This is a genomic window from Methylopila capsulata, from assembly GCF_016907975.1.
GTDB classification, from domain to species: domain Bacteria; phylum Pseudomonadota; class Alphaproteobacteria; order Rhizobiales; family Methylopilaceae; genus Methylopila; species Methylopila capsulata.
In genome coordinates this window covers 957534-974839 of the sequence record NZ_JAFBCY010000002.1, presented here as the reverse complement: position 1 = coordinate 974839, position 17306 = coordinate 957534, and the positions used below count along the sequence as shown (strand labels likewise).

The following is a 17306-nucleotide window of genomic DNA, read 5'->3' as shown; positions in this document are numbered from 1 at the left end:
TGGGGCAAGCATGGTGGTTATGGGTCCCGGCTCAAGGCCGGGACAAGCGCTCGCTCAGTACGGCACGGTCCTTGCCGGCGTCGTCCCCGTGGTCAGCGGCTCCGACTCCGCCGTCTGGGCCGGCGCAAGTTCGGGCTCTCGGAAGTCCACCACCACGCCCGGCGCGACCAGATGCGCCAGCTCGTCGGCGTCCCAGTTGGTCAGGCGCACGCAGCCATGGCTGTTGGTCTTGTCGATGCGCGAGGGCTCCGGCGTGCCATGCAGGCCGTAGGTCGGCTTGTCCAGGCCGATCCAGACCGCGCCGACAGGCGCGTTAGGGCCGGGCGGCAGGCGCAGCGCTTTGGTGTTGTTGCCCTGCTGGAAGTTCACTTTCGGGCGGTACCAGTACTCGGGATTGATCGCGATCGCCTTCACGGCGTGAACGCCAGTCGGCGACGGCAGATCCGAGCTGCCGATCGTGGCGGGGTAGGCCACGACGATCTTGCCGTCGGCGTCGAAGCCGAAGAGCTGCTTGCGGCCCTTGTCGGCGACGATGCTCGCGACCTTCACGGTCTGCTTGCGGCCGGGGTTGGCGACCATGATCTCCGAGCCTACGGCGAAGAAGTCGACGCCCGGATTTAGCCGGCGAAGGAAGTTTTCGTCCATGTGGAAGCGCTCAGCGAGCATCTCGGCCGGATCGCGATAGGACGAGCCTGGGAGCAGCGCCTGCTCGGCGTAGTCGTCCGGCATTACCGGCACGAAGGGGCCGGCGACGTCCTTGTCGGTGATGACATAGGGGACCAGCACCGGTTCGGTCGAGGTGGCCTCGAGCTTCGCCCAGAGCTCGGCGTCCATCACCCCGTCGATGGGATGGCCCACCATCATCTCGAAGGCCGCGATCGCCTTGGCGACGTTGCCGCCGTTGATGCCGTCGATGACGCCGGGGGAGGCGTGCGCGCGGTCGAGCAGCACCTGCAGCTTGATCATCCGCGGATCGGAGTGCTGTCCCCGCGGGTAGGGATCGCTGGTGAACACCGCATCGTTCGCGAGCGCGATCAGCAGGTCCACGGGGTAGCTGTCGATCGGGGTCGCGGCGGCGCGGGGAGCGGCGGGCCGCGCGGCGCGCGGCGCAGGCGCGACGGCGGGAGCCGAGGGCTCCATGACAGGAGGCGGAGCCGCAAGCGGCGGCTCGAACGCGGAGTTTTGCGCGATCATGCCGGCGATGGCGTCGCGCTCCGTCGCCTGCGTGGCGGTCGCCACGAGCGCGAGGGCGATGACGGTCGCCGCCTTAAGCGAGGTGTGAGCCACGGGGCCCTCTCTTCGTAAGTCGCCGGACACGCCGGCGCGTCGTTACGATCCTCCGTTAGGGTAAACAAATCGTCGCTCGCTACCGCCAGAGAGCAGCAATTATGCGATCAAGACGGTCGTTGGAAACGTTTGGTTAAGCATAATACTGCGGAAGGATGATCGTCGGTCAAAAGAACGAATCAGGATTTGCCAGTAAATCGCGATTCGTTCACGGAGAACGAATCGATGACTTGCGCCAGCTTCCTGATTCGTTCCGATGGTCTCTGACCAATTACCGAGAACGGCAAGATTTCATTAACTATAAAAATCAAAACCGCTTCAGGAACCGGAGCCTTTCAGTCTTAGGCCAGCGTCTGCGACGACACTGGAGGTTCCAGAGGGCCGCGCGGAAAGCGGTGGCGTCGTCGACGGGGGGGCCGCGTCATGGATTGGATCGGCAACGCCGTCGGCCGGCGTCTGGTGACCTATCTCACGGAGGAGATCCGGGACCGGCCCGAGACGGCCTACGATCCGGCGCGCCTGCGGGAGACGCTGGAGGTCGGCGACGTGATCCTGATCGCCGGCCGAAGCCGCGTCTCCGGAGTGATCCGCCGCATGACCTCGTCAGTGTGGTCGCACGCGGTGCTCTATGTCGGCGACATGCTCGACGTCCATGGGCCCGACGGCGAGCGCCACACGCTGGTGGAGATGGAGCTCGGCATTGGCTGCGCCTCGGCGCCGCTGTCGAAATACGCGATGGAGCATATTCGCATCTGCCGCCCGTTCGACCTCGACCTGTGCGAACGCGAGCAGGTCGCGCGGTTCTGCATCCTGCGTCTTGGCTACGAGTACGACGTCAAGAACGTGCTCGACCTGCTCCGCTACTGCACGCCGATCCCGCTGGTGTCGGCGCGCCTGCGTCGGCGGATGCTGTCGCTTGGTTCGGGCCTGCCGACGCGCGCGATCTGTTCGTCCCTGATTGCCCGCGCCTTCGAGCGAGTGCGCTATCCGATCCTGCCGCGGGTCGAGACCATCGCCGATCGTGGCGAACGGCATGAGATCCTGCACATCCGCCACGACTCGCTCTACATGCCGCGGGACTTCGACATCTCGCCCTACTTCGAGATCGTGAAGCCGGCGCTGGTCCGCGGCTTCGACTATCGCAAGGTGGAGTGGGCCGAGCGCCGCGCCCAGGCGCGGGGCGCCCAATCGCAGCCGGCGGAGTGAGGCGTCAGCCTTCCCACACCTCGCCGGGGCGCAGCGCCCGGAAGCGATCCGCGGGGATCGTCTGTTCCGCCAGCGCGGCGGCCAGCGCCTCGGCCGGGGCTTCGATCGCCTCGGCCGTCAGCTGGAACGTGCCCCAGTGGCAGCCCACGGCGTTCTCGGCGCCGACCAGACCCATGATCTCGACCGCTTCGGCCGCGTTGACGTGCTGGTCCTTCATGAACCAGCGCGGCTCGTAGGCGCCGATCGGCAGGATCGCGAGCTTGAACGGGCCGTGTGCGGCGCGGATCGCCCGGAAGATGTTGCGGGGCCCAAGCGCCGTGTCGCCCGCGGCGTAGAGCTTGCCGGCCCCGCCCGCGTCGATCGCGAAGCCGCACCACAGCGCCTTGCGCCGGTCGAACACCCCGCGAGCCGACCAGTGGTAGGACGGCACGATGTTGACGACGACCGTCTCCGACAGCGGCACGCGCGCGCCCCAGTCGTAGGCCTCCCGCCGGATCGCCGGGTCGTGCGCCTTGAGGATCGCGTCGTTGCCGAGCGGCACGATCACCCGCGGCCGGTCCCGGGCGGCGAGGCGCGACAGGGTGTCGAGATCGAGATGGTCGTAGTGGTTGTGGGTGATCAGCACCGCGTCGATCTTCGGCAGCGCGTCGAAGGCGATCCCCGGCGGGTTGACCCGCTTCGGCCCGGCGAAGGAGACCGGCGAGCACCGCTCGGACCACACCGGATCGATCAGGATGTTCAAGCCCTGCGTCTGGATCAGGTGCGAGGCGTGGCCGACGAGGGTGACGCGCAGCCGGTCGCCCTCGACCTTGGCGGGCGGTTGCGCGTCGAACGGGCTCGGGAAGCTGTCCGGCCACTTCGCCTTGTCCGCGAACCAGACGCCGCGCAGGGCGTCGCCGAACGACTTCGACCACTGATGATCGGGGTTGAAGAAGCGGACGCCGTCGAAATGGTCGGTCGGCGCGCCGGCGTAATAGGGGTTCTTGTCCCGGACGGACGCCAGCCAGGACCAGCCGCCGGCCGCGGCGCTCGCAGCAAGCAGGGCGCCGAGCCTGATCACGCCGCGGCGCGTCACGGCCGGGCCGCCTCGGCGAGCGCGCGTTTCGAACGGGTCACGGCGAGCTCCAGCGCCTGAAGGAAATTCGAGCGGTCCCGCGCCGCGAAGGGACGGGGGCCGCCGGTGATCTCGCCGATCTCGCGGAGGTGGCTCATCAGCTCGCGGGTCGCGAGCGCCGAGCCGATCGAGCTCTCGGTGAAAGGCTTGCCGGTGGTGCCGATGGCGGCCGCGCCCTTGGCGAGGCAGCGGGCGGCGAGCGGGATGTCCGCCGTCACCACGATGTCGTGGGCGACGCAGTGCTCCGCGATCCAGTCGTCGGCGACGTCCGGGCCTTCGGGCACGACCTGCAGGCGGACGAAGGCCTCCCGCGGCGTGACCATGAAGCGGTTCGCGACGACGGTGACGTCCAGCCCGTGACGGGCGGCGACCTTGTAGATCTCGTCTTTGACGGGGCAGGCGTCGGCGTCGATGAAGACGGCGGGACGCGGGTGGCTCTCTGGCGACGTCATCGCCGTTGAGGTACCACGGCGCGAGCCCGCGCGGGAGAGCCGCGCCGTCCCCCTCGCGCAAGGCTGTCCCTCTCCCGTGCATCCCCTCGCCGGCCGCACCGTGCTCCAGATCCTGCCCGCGCTGGACGCCGGCGGCGTGGAGCGCACGGCCGTCGACGTCGCGCAGGCGCTGGTCGCCGTCGGCGCGCGAGCGGTGGTCGCGAGCGAAGGCGGCCGCGGGGTCGCGGCGCTCGAGGCGGCCGGCGCGCGCCACGTGGCCTTTCCCGCGGCCAGCAAGAACCCGCTGACGATGGCGGCGAACGTCGGACGGCTCGCGCGGCTCGTGCGCGCCGAGGGGGCCGACATCCTCCACGCCCGCTCCCGCGCTCCGGCCTGGAGCGCGTTCGGCGCGGCCCGGCTGGCGGGCGTTCCCTTCGTCACCACCGCCGCCGGCATCCATTCCGGGGCCTCGGCGGCGAAGCGGTTCTACAATTCGGTGATGGCGCGCGGCGATCTGGTGATTGCGAACTCCGGCTTCACCGCGGCGCACATCACGCGACAGCACGGCGCGCCGAAGGGCCGGCTCGTGGTGATCCCCCGCGGCGTCGATCTCGCGGCCTTCGATCCGGCGGCGGTGGACCCCGCGCGCGTGGCCGCCGTGCGCGCGGCCTGGGCGGTTCCCGCGGCCGCGAAAGTGGTGCTGCTCGCTGCGCGGCTGACCTCGTGGAAGGGGCAGTCCGTTCTGCTCGACGCCGTCGCCAGGCTCGGGCGCGCGGACGTCGTCGTCGTCCTCGCCGGCGACGCGCAGGGGCGGGACCGCTACCGCGACGGGCTGGTCGCGCAGGCCGAAGCGCTCGGGCTCGCCGACCGTCTGCGTCTGCCCGGCCACGTCGCGGACGTGCCGGCGGCGCTCGTCGCGGCGGACGTTGCGGCTGTGCCCTCGACCGAGCCCGAGGCCTTCGGACGCGGCGCGACGGAGGCGCAGGCCATGGGCGTACCGGTCGTCGCCTCCGCCCACGGCGCGGTGGCGGAGACGGTGATCGCGCCGCCGGCGGTTACGGACGACGCCCGCACCGGATGGCTCGTGGCGCCCGGAGATCCCGAGGCGCTGGCCGAGGGTTTGACGGCGGCGCTTGCGCTCGGTCCCGACGACCGCGCCGCCCTCGCCTCCCGCGCAAGGGGGCGAGTGACGGCGCATTACGGCCTCGAGGCGATGACGCGCGCGACGCTGGAGGCCTACGTTCGGCTGCTCGACGAAGCCGGGCGTTGACTTCCCGGCCCTTTGTCACGATCTTTGGCTCGCCGTCGGCGACGTTCGCCGCTTTGGCGCGCGCCTCGTGTCAGAACACGGGGCTTTCCGCGTTGGAGCAGATCTCGGCGCACCGCAATGTTAAGAGGAGATTGCAGCCATTCGTCGTCCCATGAGGCCAGTCGCGCCGGTTCAAAAAGACGGACCTCGCGTCAACAAGGAGATCCGCGTCCTCGAGGTTCAGCTCATCGACGCGAGCGGGCAGAATCTCGGCCCTACGAAGATCAATGACGCGCTCCAGGCCGCGGAGGATTCGGGGCTCGATCTCGTCGAGATCGCGCCGAACTCTGTTCCGCCTGTCTGTAAGCTTCTTGACTACGGCAAGTACAAGTACCAGTCGCAGAAGAAGGCCGCCGAGGCTCGCAAGAATCAGAAGATCGTCGAAGTCAAAGAAATCAAGATGCGTCCCAACATCGATGATCATGACTACGAAGTGAAGATGAAGGCGATGCGCCGGTTCTTCGAAGAGGGCGACAAGGTCAAGGTGACCCTGCGGTTCCGCGGCCGCGAGATGGCGCATCAGGACCTGGGCCTGAAGCTGCTGATCAAGGTGCGCGAGGAGGTTTCCCCGATCGCCAAGGTCGAGAGCGATCCGTCGCTCGAAGGCCGGCAGATGACGATGGTGCTCGCGCCGCGCTGATCCCGCGCGGCGCTCCGGGCGCCATAGCCGTTCTGTGCTCAACGTTCAGCAAAGATGAACGATCGCCGTCTGACGTGAACGGTGGTTGCGGAGCCGTGTCATCGCCTATAGTGCTTCGATCGGTCGCGGCAGAGGTCGCGGCGATGTGAGCAAGTCTGGAATGTCGATGCAGATGACGGCCGAAGCCGCGAGCGGAGCGGACGCTCGCGTGGGAGCTGCGTCCGAGATGACGCTGCTCATCGTGGACGACGACAAGTCCTTCGTGCAGCGGCTCGGCCGCGCCATGGAAGCCCGCGGCTACGCCGTCACGGTCGCGGAGAGCGTCCGCGAAGGTCTCGACGCCGTCGAACGCGCACCCCCCGCTTTCGCGGTGGTCGATATGCGGCTCGGCGACGGGTCCGGTCTCGACGTGATCTCGGCGCTGAAGTCGCGTCGGGCGGACGCCCGGGGCGTCGTGCTCACCGGCTACGGCAACATCGCGACCGCGGTCACCGCGGTGAAGATGGGCGCGGTCGACTACCTCGCGAAGCCCGCCGACGCCGACGAGATCCACAGCGCGCTGAGCGCCGGCGACCACAAGCCGGAGCCGCCCGAGAACCCGATGTCGGCGGACCGGGTGCGTTGGGAGCACATCCAGCGGGTCTACGAGCTCTGCGGCCGGAACGTCTCCGAGACCGCGCGCCGGCTGAACATGCACCGTCGCACGCTTCAGCGGATCCTCGCCAAGCGCGCTCCGCGCTGAGGTCTGGGGACGTCCCACGCTCCGTGGTCGCCCCGGGCTTGTCCCGGGGCCCATAAGCCCGCGGTCGAGAGAACGAAGCGCGGGTATCCCTCCCTCGATAGAGGGGAGGGTGGACGGGCGTAGCCCGGCCGGGGTGGGGTGCGGGCCTGACGAGGCTCGCCGAACGGGCCGGACGCCACGCCCTTGCGCTCGACGCCCAAGACCCCCATTCCGACCTCGGCTGCGCCGAGGGCACCCTCCCCAGGCTTCGCGTGAGGAGGGATGTCCCGCGTCATCTCCTGAGACAGCTGTAAAGCGCGCGCCTTACAGAATGAACTGGCTCAGGTCCGCGTTCTTCGCGAGGTCGCCGACGTACTTGCGCACGTAGTCGCCGTCGACCGTCACCGTCTCGCCGCTGCGGTCGGCGGCGGTGAAGCTGATCTCGTCGAGCACCCGCTCCATCACCGTCTGCAGCCGCCGCGCGCCGATGTTCTCGACGCTGGAGTTCACCTCGACGGCGATGTCCGCCAGCGCGTCGACGCCGTCCGCGGTGATGTCGAGGGTCACGTTCTCGGTCGCAAGCAGCGCCACGTACTGCTTGACGAGACTGGCTTCGGTGTCGGTGAGGATGCGCACGAAGTCCTCCCGATCGAGCGCCGAAAGCTCGACGCGGATCGGGAGGCGGCCTTGCAGCTCCGGCAGGAGGTCCGAGGGCTTCGCCACATGGAACGCGCCCGAGGCGATGAACAGGATGTGGTCGGTCTTCACCGGCCCGTGCTTGGTCGCGACGGTGGTGCCCTCGATCAGCGGCAGCAGGTCGCGCTGCACGCCCTCGCGGGAGACGTCGCCGGCGCGGCCCTCGCGGGCGCAGATCTTGTCGATCTCGTCCAGGAACACGATGCCGGCGTTCTCGACCGCCTTGATGGCCTCGGCGACGAGCTGCTCCTGGTCGAGCAGCTTGTCGGACTCCTCCGCGATCAACGCCTCGTGGCTGTCCTTCACCAGCACGCGGCGGGTCTTCTTCTGGCCGGGCATGCCCTTCCCGAAGATGTCTCCGAGCGAGATCATGCCGACCTGGCCCGGCATGCCCGGAATCTCCATCATCGGCGCGCCCGACGAGGCGACCTCGATTTCGATCTCCTTCTCATCCATTTCGCCGTCGCGCAGCTTCTTGCGGAAGCTCTCGCGGGTCGCCGGGCTCGCGGTCGCGCCGACCAGCGCGGTGACCACCCGCTCCTCCGCCGCCATGTGGGCCTTGGCGGAGACGTCCTTGCGCTTGGTCTCGCGCGTCAGGCCGATCGCGACCTCGACCAGGTCGCGGATGATCTGCTCCACGTCGCGGCCGACGTAGCCGACCTCGGTGAACTTGGTCGCCTCGACCTTCAGGAACGGGGCGTTGGCGAGCCGCGCCAGCCGGCGTGAGATCTCGGTCTTGCCCACGCCGGTCGGCCCGATCATCAGGATGTTCTTCGGCTGCACCTCCTCGCGCAGGTGGCCGGTGAGCTGCAGGCGGCGCCAACGGTTCCGAAGCGCGATCGCGACCGCGCGCTTGGCGTCGCGCTGGCCGACGATGTGCCGATCGAGCTCGGAAACGATTTCGCGGGGGGAGAGGTCGGTCATGGCGGGCCTCGGAAACTCTACCGAACGGGAGGAAGGGCGCGGCGGGCGGCGGAGGGAACGCCCGCGAGCACGAGGCGGCGCGCCGGCCGCCAGCCCGCCCCGAGCGTGACGACGAAGCCGCCAAGCAGCACCAGCGTCAGCGCGAAGATCGCGCCGGGGTCGATGTCGGTCTGTGCGACGAGAACGCCGATGGCTGCGCCGAAGTAGATCAGCCCGGACATCAGCAGGGCGCGCCGGTCGATCGCGAGCGCGATCAGGGCGAGCGCAAGCATGATCGCGACGACCAGACCCGCCTCGGGGCCGGTCGGCGCGTCCGGCTTCGCGACCGCGAAGGCGAGCAGCGCGTGCACGATCATCGGCGCGGCGAGCAGGTGCAGCCAGAAGGCGTGGTCCGCGGCGAGGGTCACCCGTCCGGGGTCCTTCAGGTCGTACCGCATGGCGACGGCGAACACCGCAAGCCCCAGCCCGAGCAGCACCCCGTCCCAATGGGCTTCCACAGCCCCGGGCGCGACGGTCTCGAGAGCGGCGAGCCCGAGGCCGATCACACCACCCGCGATCAGCAGGCTCGAGAACGGCAGGCGGAAGCGCAGCCTGAACGCAATCGCGGCGGCGAGGGCGGCGCCGGCCACCGCAAAGAACGGAGCCGCGTCCGGCGCCGTGCCGGGAGCGTATTCGAACGCCCCGAACACGAACGTCGCCGCCGTCGCGACATAGGTGACGAAGCCGAGCGCGAGCACGATGCTCGGGAGCACCAGCCGCTGGCGGCGGGCGAAGATTTCGGCCAGCGCCCAGATCGCGCTCGCGCCGAGCGCGAAGGCGGCGGCGTGCGCGCTTCCCGGGATCACGGCCATGACGGCCAGCCGGAAGCCGATCAGAAGGGCCGCCAGCCCGAAGCTCATGAACACGTCGTGGAAGCCGCGCACGAAGCGCACGTCCTCGCGGTCGGCCGCGCCGAGCGGGGAGGGCCCCTCGTCGTCGCGCGTCAGGAAGGCGCGCAGCCGGTCGGCCGCGGCCTGGTCGATGACGCCCGCCGCGACCGCCGCGGCGAGGTCGTCAGCCGACGGTCTCAAGACTCTCAACCGTCACGTTGCCGTTGGTGTAGACGCAGATCTCGGCCGCGATCTTCATCGCCTTGCGCACGATCGCCTCGGCGTCCGCGTCGGTGTCCGACAGCGCGCGCGCCGCTGCGAGCGCGTAGTTGCCGCCGGAGCCGATCGCGGCGATCCCGTCCTCCGGCTCCAGCACGTCGCCGGTCCCCGTGATGACGAGCGCCACGTTCTTGTCGGCGACCAGCATCATCGCCTCGAGCCGGCGGAGGTAACGATCGAGGCGCCAGTCCTTGGCGAGCTCCACCGCCGCGCGCAGCAGCTGGCCGGGATGTTGCTCGAGCTTGGCCTCGAGCCGCTCGAACAGCGTGAAGGCGTCGGCGGTCGCGCCCGCGAAGCCGGCGATGACCTGCCCCTTGGCGATACGCCGGACCTTCTTGGCGGTCGCCTTCATCACCGTCTGGCCGAGGCTGACCTGGCCGTCGCCCCCGATGACGACGCGCCCGCCCTTGCGGACGAGCACGATCGTCGTCCCGTGAAGAATGATCTCGGACATGGAGGCTCCCGCAGGGACTGTCGTGGGAGCACAGGTAGGCATTCCTCGCGGCGGCGAAAAGGGCGTCGCCGCCGCTGCTTGCGCCGGCGTCAGCCGCCGCGGCTGGTCTCGAACAGGAACCAGGCGCGTTTCTCCGTCTCGTCGATCCAGTTCTCGATCAGGCTCGCGGTCGCGACGTCCTCGTGTTCGTCGGCGAGGTCGTGGACTTCGCGCAGCCGTTTGACGTGGTCGCGGTTGTCCTCCCGGAGCTCGGCCAGCATGTCCTGAGGCGTCACGAAGTCGGCGTTGTTGTCCTTGACGCGCTGCAGGCGCGAGATGTGTCCGATCGAGCGCAGCGTCGTGCCGCCGATCTTCCGCACGCGCTCGGCGATGTCGTCGGTCGTCGCCAGAATCTCGGCGGCCTGCTCGTCGAGCAGCAGGTGGTAGTCGCGGAAATGCGGCCCGCTCATGTGCCAGTGGAAATTCTTGGTCTTCAGGTAGAGCGCGTAGGTGTCGGCGAGGATGGCGTTCAGCGCCCCCTCGAGATCGCGGATCGCGTTCGATCCGAGGTCGGTCGGGGTTGCGAGCGCCGCCTTCTTGCGCGCCCGGACCTCTTCGGTGGGTTTCTTGGCCATGGCAGTCACCTCGGGATGAAACCGGACGAAGCGCCGGTGAGGACCCAAGTAGAGGGCAAGTCGACGCCGTCGATATGCGTCCGCGGGCGCCGCACATGCGCTATGCCGTCTTGTGGGAGAGGCCCGTTGGCCTTGGGCGCGCCGCCGTGCTATCGACCCCGCGTTCCCATGACAGATCCGCGACTGCGTTCGCGGCGTTCAAGAGGCTTTCATGCGCCGCGCCGAGGTGACCCGGACGACCGCCGAAACCGACATCGCGCTCTCCGTCGCCCTCGACGGCTCGGGCGCGTCGACGATCTCGACCGGCGTCGGCTTCCTGGACCACATGCTGGAGCTGCTGTCGCGCCACGCCATGATCGACATGGAGATCAGGGCGAAGGGCGACGTGCATGTCGACTTCCACCACGTCACGGAAGACGTCGGCATCGCGTTGGGGCAGGCCGTGCGCAAGGCGCTCGGCGAGATGAAGGGCCTCACCCGCTACGCTGACGTGCACATGCCGATGGACGAGACCCTGACCCGCGTCGCGATCGACGTTTCGGGCCGGCCGTTCCTGGTCTGGCGCACGGCGTTTCCGACCCAGAAGGTCGGCGAGTTCGACACCGAGCTGGTGCGGGAGTTCTTCCAGGCGTTCGCGACCCACGCGGCGGTGACGCTGCACGTGGAGACGCTCTACGGCGCGAACTCCCATCACATCGCCGAGTCCTGCTTCAAGGGGCTCGCGCGCGTCCTGAAGACGGCGTTCGCGCTCGATCCGCGCGCCGGCGACCGGCTGCCCTCGACCAAGGGCCGCATCGGCGACTGACGTCTTTCAAAGGCTGACCACTTTGCAGACCTGGCTGATCTACGAACCTCCCGGCGGCGCCGCGCGCACGCTCGACGACGCCGAACGCTTCGTCGTGCTGCGCGAAGGTTTTCATAAGCTCGCCTTCCTCGCGCCCGCGATCTGGCTGATCTACCGCCGCTGCTGGATGGCGCTGGCTCTCTACATCGCGGCGGAGATCGTCCTCGCGCTGATCGCGCAGGGGCTGGAGCTTCGCGGCGGATCGGCGCTCGTCTTCGCGCTGCTGCCGAACCTCGCGGTCGGCTTCGAGGCGTCGTGGCTGCGCGCCCGCGCTCTGGAGCGGCGCGGCTATTCCTATGCCGCCAGCGTCTTCGCCCGCGGCCGGGAGGAGGCGGAGGCGCACTTCTTCACCGACTGGCTCGCCGACCAGCCGCGCGAGACGGCGCGCCCGCAGCCGTCCGCGGCGCCCTATCGCCCGGCGCAGCCGGCGTTCAGCTTCTTTCCGCAGCCCGGAGCGGCGCGGTGACAATCGCGGTCGTCGACTACGGCGCCGGCAATCTCCGCTCGGTCGAGAAGGCTCTGGTACGGGCCGGCGGCGTGGGCGTGGTCGTGACGAGCGATCCCGCGCAGGTGGCCTCCGCCGACCGCGTGGTCCTGCCCGGCGACGGCGCCTTCCCGGACTGCCGCACGGCGCTCGGCCAGGCCTCCGGCCTCGGCGAGGCGCTGGATGAGGTCGTGACGCGCCGCGGGCGGCCTTTTCTCGGCATCTGCATCGGCATGCAGCTGCTCGCCACCACAGGCGAAGAGTATGAGGAGACGCCGGGCCTCGACTGGATTCCCGGCCGGGTCCGCCGGATCGAGCCCGGCGACGCACGGCTGAAGGTGCCGCACATGGGCTGGAACACGCTCAACCCGCACCGCGATCACGCCCTGCTCGACGGGCTGGCGCTGGGGCAGGGCGGTCTGCACGCCTATTTCCTGCACGCCTACCACCTCACGCCGAACGACCCGGACGACGTCGTCGCCTCCGCGACCTACGGCGGCGAGGTGACGGCGGTGGTGGCGCGCGGCAACGTCGCCGGCGTCCAGTTCCATCCCGAGAAGAGCCAGACCCTCGGCCTCGCTCTGCTCGCGAACTTCGTCAGGTGGCGTCCGTGATCCTTTACCCCGCGATCGACCTCAAGGGCGGCTCGGTCGTCCGGCTGCGCCAGGGCGACATGGACCAGGCGACCGTCTACGGCCGCGATCCCGGCGCGCAGGCCGCGACCTTCGCGGCCGAGGGTTTCGAGTGGATCCATGTGGTCGATCTCGACGGGGCCTTCGCCGGCGCCAGCGTCAACGCCGCGGCCGTCGACTCCATCCTCGACCAGGCGCATGTCCCCGTGCAGCTTGGCGGCGGCATCCGAGACATGAAGGCGGTCGACGCCTGGCTGAAGCGCGGCGTCGCCCGCGTGATCATCGGCACAGCGGCGGTGCGCGACCCCGAGTTCGTGAAGGCGGCCGCCAAGGCCCATCCGGGCAAGGTCGCGGTCGGCGTCGACGCCCGCGACGGGCGCGTGGCGGTACAGGGCTGGGCCGAACTGTCGGACACCACGGCGCTCGACCTCGCCCGCCGGTTCGAGGACGCCGGCGTCGCCGCGATCATCTACACCGACATCGCGCGCGACGGTCTGCTCGGCGGTCTCAACCTCGAGTCCACCCGCGAATTGGCCCAGGCCGTCGCGATCCCTGTGATCGCCTCCGGCGGCCTCGCCGACATCGAGGACGTCCGCCGCCTGCTCGCGCCCGAGAACGCCGCCATCGCCGGCGCCATCACCGGCAGGGCGCTCTACGACGGCCGGCTGAACGGCCGGGAGGCGCTGGCGCTCGTGCAGGGGGCGAAGGCGCCCCTCTGAGAGGGGCGGCGGGGGTCCGCGCGGATCTTTTAAGTGCAGCGCAGGGCCTGACGCTCTTGTAGAAGGGGCGCGGCGCGTGTTGCGCCTGCCGGAATTGCAACCCGATGACCACGCCAGCCGATCGGGATGCGCGCTTCATGCGCAGCGTCCTCGCCGCCTCCGACGACTGCATCAAGATCATCGATCTCGACGGCCGGCTCGTCTTCATGAGCGAGGGCGGACAGCGCGTCATGGAGGTCGAGGATTTCAGCAAGCTGGCGGGCTGCAACTGGCCGGACATGTGGACCGGGGGCGGCAACGACCACGCCAGGGCCGCGATCGCCGCCGCGCAGGCCGGCCGCAGCTATCGCTTTCAGGAGATTGCGAACACCGCCAAGGGGAATTCCCGGCACTGGGACGTGCAGGTCAGCCCGATCATCGGCCGCGACGGCCGCCCGGAGTCGATCCTGTCGGTGTCGCGCGACATCACGGCGCTCAAGGACAGCGAGGAGCGGCACAAGCTGCTCGCGGCCGAGCTCAACCATCGCATCAAGAACCTGCTCACGCTCGTCCAGGCGATTGTCGGCCAGACCCTGCGCGCGGGCGGCGACGCCGCCCGGGCCTTCCACGCGCAGATTTCAGAACGGCTCGTCGCGCTCGCCAAGGCGCAGGACAGCCTGATGAAGACGACGTCCGCCGAGGCCGACCTCGACGCGCTGGCGCGCAGCGTGCTGATGCCCCATGGCCTGGAGGAGCGCGTCCGCGTGGAGGGACCGCCTGTGCGGCTCGCCGACCGCGCGGCGATGGCTTTCGCCCTCGCGGTTCATGAACTGGCCACGAACGCCACCAAATACGGCGCCCTGTCGACCGAGTCCGGACGCGTGGAGATCACGTGGAGGTTCGAAGACGGTCTGCTGCGGTTCGAATGGCGCGAGTCGGGCGGACCTCCGGTCTCGCCGCCCACACGCCGCGGCTTCGGATCGCACGTCATCGAGCGGGCGCTGTCGGGCTACCTCAGCGGCGAGGCCAAGATCGACTATCGGCCCGAAGGGGTGGTGGTCACGCTGGCCGCGCCGGTGTGCGCCCTGCTCGCCGGCAACTGAGCGGCGGGGTTCGTCAGTCGCCGCGCGCGTGGACGCGAGATGTGCGTCGGGCAGAGACTCCGGCGAAACATGCCGCTCAGTTGATGCGTGATGCATGATGCGTTAGAGGTCCCCGCATGCGCACCACGTTGACCATCGACGACGACATTCTCTCCGCAGTGAGAGCGCTTGCGGAACGGGAGCGGCGGAGCCTCGGGGAGGTGCTGTCCGATCTCGCGCGGCGCTCCCTGACGAACCGACCGCAGACACCCGCTCGGACGGGGTTTCCGGTGTTGCCGGTCAGCAATCCTGACGCGGTGGTCACGACCGAGATCGTGAACCAACTGCGTGAAGAGCTCGAGTGATCCATCTGCTCGACGTCAACGTGCTGATCGCGCTGATCGACACCAAGCATGTCGATCACGCCATGGCCCACGACTGGTTCGACCATGTCTCGTCCGACGGTTGGGCGACCTGCCCTTTGACGCAGAACGGCGTGATCCGGATCGTCGGACATTCCAGCTACCCGAACTCGCCCGGCGCGCCCGCGATCGTCGCCGAGACCGTGGCCGCCGCGCTGCGCTGGCCGGGACATGAATTCTGGCCGGACGACGTCAGCCTGCTGACGGACGCGGGCATCGATCGCAGACGGCTCCTCAGGTCGAAGCAGATCACCGACACCTATCTCTTAGCGCTCGCGGTCAAGCACGGCGGCCGTCTGGCGACCCTCGATCGCCGCCTCGCGACGGACGCCGTATCCGGCGGGCGCGAGGCTTTGGTCGTGTTATGACAGCGCAAGGAGCCGTGTGCGGCGGTCAGCGCGGCGCCGTCGAGGCGAGCGACAGAGCGGGCGCGAACCGACAAGGCGTTGAAGCATGCTGAAGATTCGCGTCATCCCCTGCCTCGACGTCAAGGACGGCCGCGTGGTCAAGGGCGTCCAGTTCGTCGACCTGCGCGACGCCGGCGATCCGGTGGAGGCCGCGATCGCCTACGACGCCGCGGGCGCCGACGAGCTCTGCTTCCTCGACATCACCGCGAGCCACGAGGAGCGGGCGATCCTGCTCGACGTGGTCGCCCGTACGGCGGAAAACTGCTTCATGCCGGTGACGGTCGGCGGCGGCGTGCGCTCGGTGGCGGACGTGCGCGCGCTGATGCTCGCCGGCGCCGACAAGGTCTCCATCATGTCGGCCGCGGTGAACGACCGGTCCGTCGTCGCGCGGGCGGCCGAAAAGTTCGGCGCGCAGGCGATCGTGGTCGCGGTCGACGCCAAGAAGGTCTCGCAGCCCGGCGAACCCGACCGCTGGGAGGTCTTCACCCACGGCGGCCGCCGCCCGACCGGCCTCGACGCCGTGGCCTACGCCGCCGAGGTCGCGAGCCTCGGCGCGGGCGAGATCCTGCTGACCTCCATGGACCAGGACGGGGCCAAGCACGGCTACGACCTGGCGCTGGTGCGCGCGGTGGTGGACGCGGTGCCGGTGCCGGTGGTGGCCTCCGGCGGCGTCGGCACGCCGGCCCACATGGTCGAAGGCGTCACCAAGGGCGGGGCGAGCGCGGTGCTCGCCGCGTCGATCTTCCACTTCGGCGAATACACGATCGGCGAGACCAAGGCCGCCATGGCCGCCGCCGGCCTGCCGGTCCGGCTCGACCCGGCGGCGTGAGGGCGCGATGACCGGCTTCACCCTCGACGACCTCGCCCGCATCGTCGCCCAGCGCGCCGACGCCTCCACGGCCGAAAAGTCCTACACCCGCTCGCTTGTGGAGGCTGGCCCCGCCCGCTGCGCCAAGAAGCTGGGGGAGGAGGGCGTCGAGGCCGCGCTCGCCACCGCCTCGGGAACGAAGGTCGAGCTCGTGGCCGAGGCCGCGGACGTGCTTTACCACCTGTTGGTGGCTCTCCGGGTACGAGAGGTCGACCTCGTCGAGGTCATGGCCGAACTCGAGCGCCGCACCGTGCAGTCGGGCCACGCGGAAAAGGCCTCCCGGGAGCGCTGATGGACGACCGGCCGCGGATCCGAAATCCCTCGCCTTACGCCACCTTCACCCGGCAGGACTGGGCGAAGCTCCGCGCCGACACCCCGCTGACCCTCGACGCCGCCGATCTCGATCGCCTGAGCTCTCTCAACGACCCGATCGACGTGAACGAGGTCGAGCAGATCTATCTGCCGATCTCGCGCCTGCTCGCGTTCTACGTCACCGCGCGCCAGCAGCTGTTCCGCGCCACCCAGCGCTTCCTGGGCCACGGCGAGACGCGGGTGCCCTATGTGATCGCGGTGGCGGGGTCGGTCGCGGTCGGCAAGTCCACCACCGCACGCGTGCTGCGCGCGCTGCTCGCCCGCTGGCCGGCGACCCCGAAGGTCGACCTCGTCACCACCGACGGCTTCTTGCTGCCCAACGCGGTGCTCCAGCGCGAAGGCCTGATGAACCGCAAGGGCTTTCCGGAAAGCTACGACGTCCAGGCGCTGATCCGCTTCATCTCCGACATCAAGGCCGGCAAGCGCGAGGTCACCGCTCCGGTCTACAGTCATCTGGTCTACGACGTGGTGCGCGGTGAGCAGCTGGTCATCGACCGCCCGGACATCGTCATCATCGAGGGGCTGAACGTCCTCCAGACCGGGGACAAGCCCCAGAACGGCCGCGTCACGCCCTTCGTGTCGGACTTCATCGACTTCGGCATCTTCCTCGACGCAGACGAGCCGCTGCTCCACCGCTGGTACGTGGAGCGCTTCATGCGGCTGCGCGAAACCGCGTTCCGCGACCCGCAGTCCTACTTCCGCAAATACGCCCAGGTGTCGAAGACCGAGGCGATGGAGCAGGCGGAAAAGCTCTGGGCCGACATCAACCTACCGAACCTGCGCGAGAACATCCGCCCCACCCGGCCGCGCGCCGACCTGATCCTGAAGAAGGGCCGCAGCCACCGGATCGACGAGGTCCGGCTGCGGAAGATCTGATCGCCTCGGACCGCATCCTCACGCGGCCGCAGCTCGACGCCGCGCTGGACCGGCTCTGCGCGCTCGACCCGCGGCTG

General features: G+C 69.5%; 21 protein-coding genes. 14 read left to right on the top strand and 7 right to left on the bottom strand.

Annotation, left to right across the window (positions count from 1 at the left end; all coding sequences use genetic code 11):
- Nucleotides 1–54 precede the first annotated feature (54 nt).
- The gene (locus JOD31_RS10275; RefSeq protein WP_204950222.1) at nt 55–1287 is read right to left on the bottom strand and encodes a L,D-transpeptidase family protein; all 1233 of its coding nucleotides are present in this window, start codon (nt 1285–1287) and stop codon (nt 55–57) included.
- 423 nt (nt 1288–1710) lie between these two features.
- Between JOD31_RS10275 and JOD31_RS10270 the strand changes: the two genes are divergently transcribed.
- Complete coding sequence (locus JOD31_RS10270; RefSeq protein ID WP_204950221.1) at nt 1711–2493, top strand: lipo-like protein; 783 nt, start codon at nt 1711–1713, stop codon at nt 2491–2493.
- Between the two features lie 4 nt (nt 2494–2497).
- On the opposite strand, the gene JOD31_RS10265 is transcribed toward JOD31_RS10270, so the two are convergent.
- Both JOD31_RS10265 and JOD31_RS10260 read right to left on the bottom strand, forming a co-directional pair.
- A complete protein-coding gene (locus tag JOD31_RS10265) occupies nt 2498–3568 on the bottom strand; it encodes an MBL fold metallo-hydrolase (RefSeq protein ID WP_204950220.1) in 1071 nt (356 codons plus the stop codon).
- Nucleotides 3565–4059, bottom strand: coding sequence for a YaiI/YqxD family protein (locus JOD31_RS10260; protein ID WP_204950219.1), 495 nt, complete (start codon nt 4057–4059; stop codon nt 3565–3567). The genes JOD31_RS10265 and JOD31_RS10260 overlap by 4 nt, the downstream gene beginning before the upstream one ends.
- 76 nt (nt 4060–4135) lie before the next feature.
- Here JOD31_RS10260 and JOD31_RS10255 point away from each other — a divergent pair, with 76 nt between their 5' ends.
- The 3 genes from JOD31_RS10255 (at nt 4136) to JOD31_RS10245 (ending at nt 6729) form a co-directional block, all read left to right on the top strand.
- The gene (locus JOD31_RS10255; RefSeq protein ID WP_204950218.1) at nt 4136–5308 is read left to right on the top strand and encodes a glycosyltransferase; all 1173 of its coding nucleotides are present in this window, start codon (nt 4136–4138) and stop codon (nt 5306–5308) included.
- 139 nt (nt 5309–5447) lie between these two features.
- Complete coding sequence (gene infC, locus JOD31_RS10250) at nt 5448–5987, top strand: translation initiation factor IF-3 (protein ID WP_197027221.1); 540 nt, start codon at nt 5448–5450, stop codon at nt 5985–5987.
- 172 nt (nt 5988–6159) lie between these two features.
- Nucleotides 6160–6729 (top strand): ActR/PrrA/RegA family redox response regulator transcription factor, encoded by a 570-nt coding sequence (locus tag JOD31_RS10245; protein ID WP_146035717.1) that lies wholly within the window; start codon nt 6160–6162, stop codon nt 6727–6729.
- Between the two features lie 303 nt (nt 6730–7032).
- On the opposite strand, the gene hslU is transcribed toward JOD31_RS10245, so the two are convergent.
- The 4 genes from hslU to JOD31_RS10225 form a co-directional block, all read right to left on the bottom strand.
- Nucleotides 7033–8328 carry an ATP-dependent protease ATPase subunit HslU gene (gene hslU, locus JOD31_RS10240; protein ID WP_204950217.1) on the bottom strand — a complete coding sequence of 432 codons (1296 nt, stop codon included), beginning with the start codon at nt 8326–8328 and terminating at the stop codon, nt 7033–7035.
- A gap of 17 nt (nt 8329–8345) precedes the next feature.
- On the bottom strand, nt 8346–9398 hold the full coding sequence (locus JOD31_RS10235; RefSeq protein ID WP_204950216.1) for a hypothetical protein: 1053 nt from the start codon (nt 9396–9398) through the stop codon (nt 8346–8348).
- On the bottom strand, nt 9382–9930 hold the full coding sequence (hslV, locus tag JOD31_RS10230) for an ATP-dependent protease subunit HslV (RefSeq protein ID WP_020187291.1): 549 nt from the start codon (nt 9928–9930) through the stop codon (nt 9382–9384). Before hslV ends, JOD31_RS10235 begins: the two co-directional genes overlap by 17 nt.
- An 89-nt stretch (nt 9931–10019) precedes the next feature.
- Nucleotides 10020–10544 (bottom strand): Dps family protein, encoded by a 525-nt coding sequence (locus JOD31_RS10225; protein ID WP_204950215.1) that lies wholly within the window; start codon nt 10542–10544, stop codon nt 10020–10022.
- 211 nt (nt 10545–10755) lie between these two features.
- On the opposite strand from JOD31_RS10225, the gene hisB reads away from it, so the two are divergent.
- The 10 genes from hisB to coaA all read left to right on the top strand — a co-directional run bounded on the left by hisB (nt 10756) and on the right by coaA (nt 17229).
- A complete protein-coding gene (hisB, locus tag JOD31_RS10220) occupies nt 10756–11349 on the top strand; it encodes an imidazoleglycerol-phosphate dehydratase HisB (protein ID WP_204950214.1) in 594 nt (197 codons plus the stop codon).
- Between the two features lie 22 nt (nt 11350–11371).
- A complete protein-coding gene (locus JOD31_RS10215) occupies nt 11372–11854 on the top strand; it encodes a DUF2628 domain-containing protein (protein ID WP_204950213.1) in 483 nt (160 codons plus the stop codon).
- Complete coding sequence (hisH, locus tag JOD31_RS10210; protein WP_204950212.1) at nt 11851–12486, top strand: imidazole glycerol phosphate synthase subunit HisH; 636 nt, start codon at nt 11851–11853, stop codon at nt 12484–12486. Before JOD31_RS10215 ends, hisH begins: the two co-directional genes overlap by 4 nt.
- Nucleotides 12483–13223 (top strand): 1-(5-phosphoribosyl)-5-[(5-phosphoribosylamino)methylideneamino]imidazole-4-carboxamide isomerase, encoded by a 741-nt coding sequence (gene hisA / locus JOD31_RS10205; protein ID WP_204950211.1) that lies wholly within the window; start codon nt 12483–12485, stop codon nt 13221–13223. The genes hisH and hisA overlap by 4 nt, the downstream gene beginning before the upstream one ends.
- Before the next feature lie 137 nt (nt 13224–13360).
- A complete protein-coding gene (locus JOD31_RS10200; RefSeq protein ID WP_204950210.1) occupies nt 13361–14305 on the top strand; it encodes a PAS domain-containing sensor histidine kinase in 945 nt (314 codons plus the stop codon).
- 116 nt (nt 14306–14421) lie between these two features.
- Nucleotides 14422–14649 carry a ribbon-helix-helix protein, CopG family gene (locus tag JOD31_RS10195; RefSeq protein ID WP_204950209.1) on the top strand — a complete coding sequence of 76 codons (228 nt, stop codon included), beginning with the start codon at nt 14422–14424 and terminating at the stop codon, nt 14647–14649.
- A complete protein-coding gene (locus JOD31_RS10190) occupies nt 14646–15074 on the top strand; it encodes a TA system VapC family ribonuclease toxin (RefSeq protein WP_204950208.1) in 429 nt (142 codons plus the stop codon). The genes JOD31_RS10195 and JOD31_RS10190 overlap by 4 nt, the downstream gene beginning before the upstream one ends.
- A gap of 85 nt (nt 15075–15159) precedes the next feature.
- The gene (gene hisF, locus JOD31_RS10185; protein WP_204950207.1) at nt 15160–15942 is read left to right on the top strand and encodes an imidazole glycerol phosphate synthase subunit HisF; all 783 of its coding nucleotides are present in this window, start codon (nt 15160–15162) and stop codon (nt 15940–15942) included.
- A gap of 7 nt (nt 15943–15949) precedes the next feature.
- Nucleotides 15950–16273, top strand: coding sequence for a phosphoribosyl-ATP diphosphatase (locus JOD31_RS10180; RefSeq protein ID WP_204950206.1), 324 nt, complete (start codon nt 15950–15952; stop codon nt 16271–16273).
- Nucleotides 16273–17229 carry a type I pantothenate kinase gene (gene coaA, locus JOD31_RS10175; RefSeq protein WP_204950205.1) on the top strand — a complete coding sequence of 319 codons (957 nt, stop codon included), beginning with the start codon at nt 16273–16275 and terminating at the stop codon, nt 17227–17229. Before JOD31_RS10180 ends, coaA begins: the two co-directional genes overlap by 1 nt.
- The last annotated feature ends 77 nt before the right edge of the window (nt 17230–17306 follow it).

Bases quoted from the DNA above. Each gene is read 5' to 3' on its own strand.
- JOD31_RS10270 (WP_204950221.1), top strand. From the start codon at position 1,711: ATGGATTGGATCGGCAACGCCGTCGGCCGGCGTCTGGTGACCTATCTC.
- JOD31_RS10260 (WP_204950219.1), bottom strand. From the start codon at position 4,059: ATGACGTCGCCAGAGAGCCACCCGCGTCCCGCCGTCTTCATCGACGCC.
- JOD31_RS10245 (WP_146035717.1), top strand. From the start codon at position 6,160: ATGACGGCCGAAGCCGCGAGCGGAGCGGACGCTCGCGTGGGAGCTGCG.
- hslU (WP_204950217.1), bottom strand. From the start codon at position 8,328: ATGACCGACCTCTCCCCCCGCGAAATCGTTTCCGAGCTCGATCGGCAC.
- hslV (WP_020187291.1), bottom strand. From the start codon at position 9,930: ATGTCCGAGATCATTCTTCACGGGACGACGATCGTGCTCGTCCGCAAG.
- JOD31_RS10225 (WP_204950215.1), bottom strand. From the start codon at position 10,544: ATGGCCAAGAAACCCACCGAAGAGGTCCGGGCGCGCAAGAAGGCGGCG.
- hisB (WP_204950214.1), top strand. From the start codon at position 10,756: ATGCGCCGCGCCGAGGTGACCCGGACGACCGCCGAAACCGACATCGCG.
- JOD31_RS10200 (WP_204950210.1), top strand. From the start codon at position 13,361: ATGCGCAGCGTCCTCGCCGCCTCCGACGACTGCATCAAGATCATCGAT.
- JOD31_RS10195 (WP_204950209.1), top strand. From the start codon at position 14,422: ATGCGCACCACGTTGACCATCGACGACGACATTCTCTCCGCAGTGAGA.
- hisF (WP_204950207.1), top strand. From the start codon at position 15,160: ATGCTGAAGATTCGCGTCATCCCCTGCCTCGACGTCAAGGACGGCCGC.
- JOD31_RS10180 (WP_204950206.1), top strand. From the start codon at position 15,950: ATGACCGGCTTCACCCTCGACGACCTCGCCCGCATCGTCGCCCAGCGC.
- coaA (WP_204950205.1), top strand. From the start codon at position 16,273: ATGGACGACCGGCCGCGGATCCGAAATCCCTCGCCTTACGCCACCTTC.